Origin of the sequence: Vreelandella arcis (genome assembly GCF_900103865.1) — a bacterium.
GTDB lineage: Bacteria > Pseudomonadota > Gammaproteobacteria > Pseudomonadales > Halomonadaceae > Vreelandella > Vreelandella arcis.
In genome coordinates this window covers 1-6904 of the sequence record NZ_FNII01000033.1, presented here as the reverse complement: position 1 = coordinate 6904, position 6904 = coordinate 1, and the positions used below count along the sequence as shown (strand labels likewise).

At 47.0% G+C, this 6904-nt stretch carries 9 protein-coding genes; 5 read left to right on the top strand and 4 right to left on the bottom strand.

All coding sequences use genetic code 11. The features are described 5' to 3' along the window. Positions 1-121: 121 nt before the first annotated feature. A complete protein-coding gene (locus BLR97_RS19390) occupies positions 122-736 on the top strand; it encodes a hypothetical protein (RefSeq protein WP_089708563.1) in 615 nt (204 codons plus the stop codon). A gap of 24 nt (positions 737-760) precedes the next feature. On the opposite strand, the gene BLR97_RS19385 is transcribed toward BLR97_RS19390, so the two are convergent. Beyond that, positions 761-1576: a hypothetical protein gene (locus BLR97_RS19385; RefSeq protein ID WP_089708561.1), complete on the bottom strand. Its 816-nt coding sequence runs from the start codon at positions 1574-1576 to the stop codon at positions 761-763. 354 nt (positions 1577-1930) lie between these two features. On the opposite strand from BLR97_RS19385, the gene BLR97_RS19380 reads away from it, so the two are divergent. Next, positions 1931-2587, top strand: coding sequence for a recombinase family protein (locus BLR97_RS19380; protein ID WP_089708559.1), 657 nt, complete (start codon positions 1931-1933; stop codon positions 2585-2587). Between the two features lie 48 nt (positions 2588-2635). Here the strand turns inward: BLR97_RS19380 and BLR97_RS19375 are convergent, their stop codons facing one another. From BLR97_RS19375 to parA, 3 genes are all read right to left on the bottom strand, one after another. Beyond that, positions 2636-3760 (bottom strand): hypothetical protein, encoded by a 1125-nt coding sequence (locus BLR97_RS19375; protein WP_089708557.1) that lies wholly within the window; start codon positions 3758-3760, stop codon positions 2636-2638. A gap of 252 nt (positions 3761-4012) precedes the next feature. Further along, on the bottom strand, positions 4013-4255 hold the full coding sequence (locus BLR97_RS19370) for a plasmid partition protein ParG (protein WP_089708555.1): 243 nt from the start codon (positions 4253-4255) through the stop codon (positions 4013-4015). Then, positions 4252-4881 (bottom strand): ParA family partition ATPase, encoded by a 630-nt coding sequence (parA, locus tag BLR97_RS19365; protein WP_089708553.1) that lies wholly within the window; start codon positions 4879-4881, stop codon positions 4252-4254. The genes BLR97_RS19370 and parA overlap by 4 nt, the downstream gene beginning before the upstream one ends. A 151-nt stretch (positions 4882-5032) precedes the next feature. On the opposite strand from parA, the gene relB reads away from it, so the two are divergent. From relB to BLR97_RS19350, 3 genes are all read left to right on the top strand, one after another. Continuing rightward, complete coding sequence (gene relB, locus BLR97_RS19360; RefSeq protein WP_089708551.1) at positions 5033-5257, top strand: type II toxin-antitoxin system RelB family antitoxin; 225 nt, start codon at positions 5033-5035, stop codon at positions 5255-5257. After that, on the top strand, positions 5223-5507 hold the full coding sequence (locus BLR97_RS19355) for a type II toxin-antitoxin system RelE family toxin (protein WP_089708549.1): 285 nt from the start codon (positions 5223-5225) through the stop codon (positions 5505-5507). Before relB ends, BLR97_RS19355 begins: the two co-directional genes overlap by 35 nt. Positions 5508-5852: 345 nt before the next feature. Further along, positions 5853-6767, top strand: coding sequence for a replication initiator protein A (locus tag BLR97_RS19350; RefSeq protein ID WP_089708547.1), 915 nt, complete (start codon positions 5853-5855; stop codon positions 6765-6767). The last annotated feature ends 137 nt before the right edge of the window (positions 6768-6904 follow it).

Genomic DNA, 6904 nt, shown 5'->3' with positions numbered 1-6904 from the left:
GGCGATCAAACGACTCGATGACGTTGAAGTGGATCGGAACCGGCAGCCACTCGGTTTAAACCCCGCATTCGGCACCCTGATGAATGAGGGGGGATGAGGGAAACGGTAATGGAGTGGTCAGGTGGAATCCTCAGAACTGAAAAGCTTAAAAAATGCTGCATTGAGGGCGAGCCAGAACACCCACTCATTCAAAGGCAAGCCGGAAGAGCGTAAGAAGCTCAAAAAGTATGACGATTGGATTGTTGATGAGTATCCAGGTCTTAGTATTCGCTCGATGGCAATAGCTATTAGAAAGCATGGTGTTGATTTGTCTATTTCGTCCTTGCGACGTTACGTAAAAGCTATCCTTGTTGATCGCGGTGTTATTAGAGACAATACTAAATCAATTAAAGATGAAACGCTGTCACAGAATTCGATTAATCATGAGGTTCCAGCAGAGAGAAGCCACACTAAATCAACACCAGAACTTATTGGTAATAATGAATTGGAGTCGGCTTCTAGTGGTGGCGAAACTATACCCAATGAAAATAAATCTAGTATTAAAAATGACACGGATTCGCGGCCTCAGTGGGTTATTGATCAGGAGCAAAAGAAGCTGCGGGAAGAACAAAGAAAAGAAGAAGAGCTTCGAGATAAGCCATGGAAAGACCCACGGCTGACAATGGATGAGCGGAGAAGGTTACAGACGGAATATGTTACCAAGAACGCAGAGTCTGTTTTTAAACTAAAAAAGTAAATTAGTAGAATAGTATGATTTTTTTTAATATTCTTTATAAACTCCATCATCTGAAGCAAACTCTTTTCTACGATCCTGAATGTCTAGAGCAGTGTCTTTAATCTGTCTTTCTAAGGCCATACTATTTTCTATCTGCTCAATATATTCGCGTTTAAACTCTTCATATGTGTCATGCTCTCTCAGCCCATTTATTAACTCGATAAGCAACTGCGATTGACTATCAAGTTGGTCTACAATCGATGTTTCTAGTTTGGCTAGTTGTTCTGGAAAATCGCTTACAGGTATATTTTTCCATTTATTAGTAATACTTTGTTTTCTAGCAATATAGCTCTCAGCATTTTTTAATAGCTCACGGTCACGCATCAATTTCCGATTTTCATGCAACCGTCCTTGTCGAGTTTTTTGAAACTCATTTTTTTGATCTTTAAAACATTTAAGACTGTCTGAATTGCGATCCGCGTATTCTTCAAGTGCTACAACTGCCCATTCAGGACAACGCCGACTACTTGGACGGTCTTGTGGGATTATCCAGGCTTGCAATGTGCGTGTCGAAACCTTTTTTTTGGTTTCTTGCTCAAGGACATGTGCAGCCCTTGCAAACTCACCATTAAAGTTGTTGTACAGCAAAGTCTCCATTCTGCGTTGAAGAAATTTTCCGTGTATAACTTGGCCTAACTCCTTAATCAAATTATCAATGTCTACATTTTGTAGATTTTCTGGTTTGTCATCCGCAAGCTTAATCTTTCTATCAGGTGTGACCGGGTCATAGGTAATTGAAAATGTAAGTTGTGTGGGGCGATGTACCGCCTTATCTGATGGATACTCATAGATCCAGTTCATAAAAATTCCTATTGTGCATTTGCGCACATTGTGCGGCACTTTGTGCGTGTTGGTCAATAAAATTTTTCACATACTGATCAAAGTCAGAAGTGTGCTGAATACCAGTCAGTATGCTTGAGCAAAAAATTTAACTCATGTATCGACTTTACAAATAAAAATAATTTTCAATTGCCATATGTTCCAACAATTTTTGCTAGGGTAGGTGCAACGATTTAAGTTTTTTTAGGTATGCCCAAACCGATACATTAAAACATCGCTTTATTGCGTGTCGTTATTTGCCAAAAATAACTCAAAACGACACGCTGTGTTGATAAATACCCAAAGCGACACAGATATACCAAAAAGGATATTGCGATGTTTGTTCGTGCCTACCTCCGTGCCAGCACTTCTGCCCAAGATGCCAATCGTGCTCGCCAAACGCTTAACGCCTTTGCGACACAGCATCACCAGAAAATCGCCAGCTTCTATGCTGAAAACGCCAGCGGGGCTAGTCCCGACCGCGCGGAACTACGTCGCTTACTGACTGATGCCCATGTTGGTGACGTGCTGCTGGTCGAATCGATTGATCGACTTTCACGCTTACCCACTGACGACTGGAAGCGTCTACGTACCGAGATCGATGCTAAGGGGCTTCGTGTGGTGGCACTGGACTTACCCACGAGTCATGTAGCAATGCAGGAAGCACTAGAGGATGACTTCACCGCTAGGATGCTCGATGCTATCAACGCGATGATGCTTGATATGATGGCGGCGATCGCGCGCAAAGACTACGAACAGCGTCGTGAGCGCCAAGCACAGGGGATTGAAAAGGCCAAGACAGAAGGGCGTTATCGCGGGCGTCCGATGGATCCGGAGCTTCATCAACGCGTCAGCGAACTGCTCAATGCGGGTCTCAGCATCCGCAAGGTCGCTCAACACGCCCAGTGCTCGACTAGCACGGTGCAACGCGTGAAAAGGCATGAGCCTTTAACACCCAGCGGCCCACAGCAGGAGCAAGACCTCTCCATGTAATCCACCCACAAAAAAGCCGCCTCGTGAGGCGGCTTTCGTCATGGTTAATCACAAATCGTAGCGAATATAATTATATGTCGACTTTTCGTCGCTCCAATCCTCTGGATTGCTGGGCAATTTTTCTAAATCTTCTTTTGCAGTACCAATAAAGCCCCCATTTGATCCTCTACCCCAAGTAAATATCGCATTTTTATCCTTATAAGTTATCCCTATTTCCATAAAATGATCAGATGGAACGGGCTGACCCGCCAATCCGTAGCAAGGAACCGTCCCCCCTTTGACATTTCCGTTACTGTCGACATCGGGTGCGAGTTTTCCAGGCCCGCCTTCGGTTGGCTGCATAATGTGTTTGCCACCATCGCGGACATTCATCCAACTGATGTACTCTGCAAAGCCCCATCGGCTGTCTTTAGCCGTTTCGTAGTCACCCGGTTGATAGCGAGTCGAGTCTGTTAAAGCATGTGCCCAAAATCCGATGAAGGTGTTGTCTTGATTATGATTCTCATGGTTATCTATATGCCACGTCGCTTTGTAGACCACATACTTAGCATCGGCAGGAATCATTGCGCCCACGTGTATCTGACGGTGCGTCGCTGTTAAAGGCCGACGATTCGTACTCACACGACCCACGTTTAGAGCGGCCAACTGGAAGTTGATTGGGTGAAGCTCACCGTTACCATCAAGATAATAATGCTCCATCTCCACGGTTCCGGTTGGATCAATTAAATAGGAAGCGTCGCCTTCACCCCGGGGTGAATACTGAACAATCTGATCGCTACCATCGTAGCTTGCCAGTAAATTACTTTTTTCACTGAACGGCGCGATAGTTTGATGACCTTTCGGTAGCTGGCCCTGGTTATCGGATAGCAGGCCCTGACCAAAATAGCCGGCTTCATATGAAGGCTTCATCGATTTGTTAGAATGGTAGCCTTCGAACGTTTCACGAGACCGTTTATCCATCTCTTCCGGAGACGGCAGCGGTATCCCCCCAGCAGAGAAATCAAAGGATGACGTTTCCTTGCGCAAGACGTCCCAGTGGCGGTCATAATTTTCAAATACAACTTCCGGCATACACGCCATCACAAATGGGCGGTCTTCGTGGTTAGAACAGCCCGCTAACGTAACGATTGCAGTTAGCGCTGATGCGGTTTTATAAGCCTTGGACGCCTTCATAGGCCCATCCCCTGTTGATCAATTTGGTAGTAGTATTTCATTATTATTTTCGACACAAAAAACGCCCAACACGGGCGCGTTATAGTACAGCAAGATCTTACGACCTAAGAGCTAAAGGCTTTGCTCTCAATCAGACGAATCTGCTTCGCAGTTAGACAAGAAATTTTAGCTGTCACCTTATTTTTCCCCGAGCCCAGCCCATACTGATTGCGTCAAAGCGTTGTTCAGACAAAGCCTTAGAGAAAACCTTATTTACTGATTTCCGTATTTTTCCATAAGTAAGTCTCTTATCTCATCGGTCATCTTGCGCCCTCGCATGGCGCAGTCAGCTTTGAGTTTGGCATGCAACTCCGTCGGGATGTCGATAGTGAGTCGCTTCATAGGTTCCTTAGGTGGCTCCTGTTTTCTGGAGCCAACCCATGCATCCATCGCTGTATCTTCAGCTGCTTTCTTGGCAGAGGGCTTCCCGCCGATAGACACTTTTTTGTTGCTCATTTGAAATGCTCCTGCAGTTCTGACACAACTGCTTCGATCTCCTGCGAGGCCACTCCGTCTCTATCTTGTTCATAGACGGCCTTGCCAACGGCTGCGGCTTCAGCAAAGACTACACGCTGTACGACGCTGGCTTCGAGCGTCGGCAAGTTATAAGCCTCCAGAGCCTCACGAACATCACGCCCGATGGCGGTGTTCGCAATTTTACGGTTAATTACAAAAAAAGATTTAATGTTTTCTTTAAATACAGAAGCTTCCTGGATGAGCTTTACTACCTCGTCAGCTGCCCAGATGTCGTAGGGGGATGGTTGTACAGGAACCAGCACTACGTCACTCGCCATGATGGCGGATCGGGCGAGATCTGTGACGCGAGGCGGGCCATCAATCACGATGTGGTCATATCCTTCCCCTACGACAGAAAGTTCCTTATGGATGCTGGGCTTTGGTAAGCCAACCACTGCAAACAAAGGATCCCCTTCTCGAGCTGCAGCCCAGTCTAGGGCACTACCCTGCGGGTCTGCATCGATCAACAGCACTCTTTGTCCGGTCCTTGCCAGGGCGGCGGCGATGTTGACGGAAAGAGTCGTTTTACCGACACCTCCTTTTTGGTTGAGCACTCCGATAATCACAGGCGTTCCTCAAAACTGTAAATACGTCTTTCAGTAAAATCGTAAATAAGAGACAAGTCAACCATATCGCCTGTGGTTCGTCTTTGGGACTTCTGAGTTTTATATCCTGTGCTATACTTGTATAGCAAAGTGCCTAATGGAGAGCTTAAATATGTTGGCGTTGCGTCTACCAACCGAGATTGAAGAGCGCCTTGAGGCGCTGGCCAAGGCGACTGGTCGCACTAAGAGTTTCTATGCTCGTGAGGCCATTCTGGAGCACCTTGAAGACCTCGAGGATGTTTATCTTGCCGAGAAGACCTTAGAACAAGTGCGTCGCAGTGAGATGACGACCCACAGCTTAGATGACGTGGAGCGTAACCTTGGCCTGGCGGATTGAACTCACGGACGAAGCGGTCAAGCAATTAAGTAAGATCGGCCATACGGACGCCAAACGCATCCGTGATTACCTCCGTGGACGCATCCAGCCACTGGACGATCCTCGGCAACTTGGTAAGCCACTGGCTGGCCAGCTGGGTGAGCTATGGCGGTATCGGGTGGGCAACTATCGAATCATCGCTAGCATCGAGGATCAGGAGATTTGTGTCTTAGTGGTACTGATCGGACACCGTAGCAAGGTTTATCGGTAGAGCATGCGTTCTGTATTTACGCTTTTAAAGAAATAAAGAAAAATACAGGCATCAGAGGTCGGCCGTTTTTTGGTGCTGCAGTGCTAATAAAGCCAACCATAGGCGTCATACGCTTGTGTGGCTGCCTGCCATAATCCAAATGCGGTAATCTGAGTACAATCAAGGAATGGGTGAAGAGTTTGACTCAGCACCTTAAAAAGACAAACCCCCGGATCTTCCATGCTGTGCAGGCGACGAAGATCCGGGGGCCAGAAACGCCTAGGAGGCGATAATCTGTATGAGCAGTATACCCCGACTTCAAAAAGTGTCCATCCCCTCCTCGAGCTTGGTCGGAGAGCCAGTAGCATGAACCAGTCCCAGCGCGAGTACATACACCAGCATGCCAAGCCGGGAGAGAGTTATGAGGAGGCGTGCAAGCGCTTGCTCGTTCCTAAAGAGGATTCAAGCTTTCAGAGTTTTCGAGCACCTTTGGCACCCAAACGGCATGCACAAGGAGATTTCTTTGTTGCCGATATTATGGATGCCAGTATCAAGGATGATGCTTCCAGTATGGAGCACCCTCTTTTTGCTCTTAGGGCTGGCGATAGGAGGGTTCGGGTCTATCAGCACAACGACACGCGAATTGAAGTGCGCCCAGGAGGGAGAGGTCTGGCGACAATCCATGACAAAGACGTATGGATCTATTGCATCAGTCAACTAGTGGAAGCGATGAACCGTGGTAGAGAAGAAATTAGCCGAACGGTACGTTTCACAGCCTATGACTTCATGGTCACGACTAATCGCCGTACCGATGGGGACAGCTATAAGCGTATGGGGGAGGCGTTGGAGCGCCTTTCGGAGTCCCGCGTTGTTACCAATATTGCAACAGCCGGGAAGCGAGAGCGCTCAGGTTTTGGGCTGATAGACTCTTGGCGTGTAATTGAGCGAAATGGCGATAACCGTATGGTATCAGTCGAAGTCACACTGCCTGACTGGTTATATCGGTCAGTAAAAGCAAAGCAGGTTTTGACTCTAGATCGTGACTACTTTCGGCTGCGGAAACCGCTGGATAGACGTATCTATGAGCTGGCCAGAAAGCATTGCGGAATCCAAAAGAAATGGATGATTTCATTAGAAAAAATGTATAAGAAAAGCGGTAGCAGTGCTTCTCTTAGAGAATTTCGCCGATCAGTTAAATTACTCGCTGAGAGCAATCTTTTACCAGGATACCAAGTTGCGTTTGATACGAGCGATGACATGGTCACGTTTCACCCACGCTGAACCAGCAATATTTAGGTAACCTTAAAAGTAAACGGCCAGCACCGCCTCATGCTGGCCGTTTTTTAGGTGTTTTCACCTATGATTTATCGTGGTTTCACACACGTTTTGCCTGTGAATAGGCACGTGGTTTTACACAC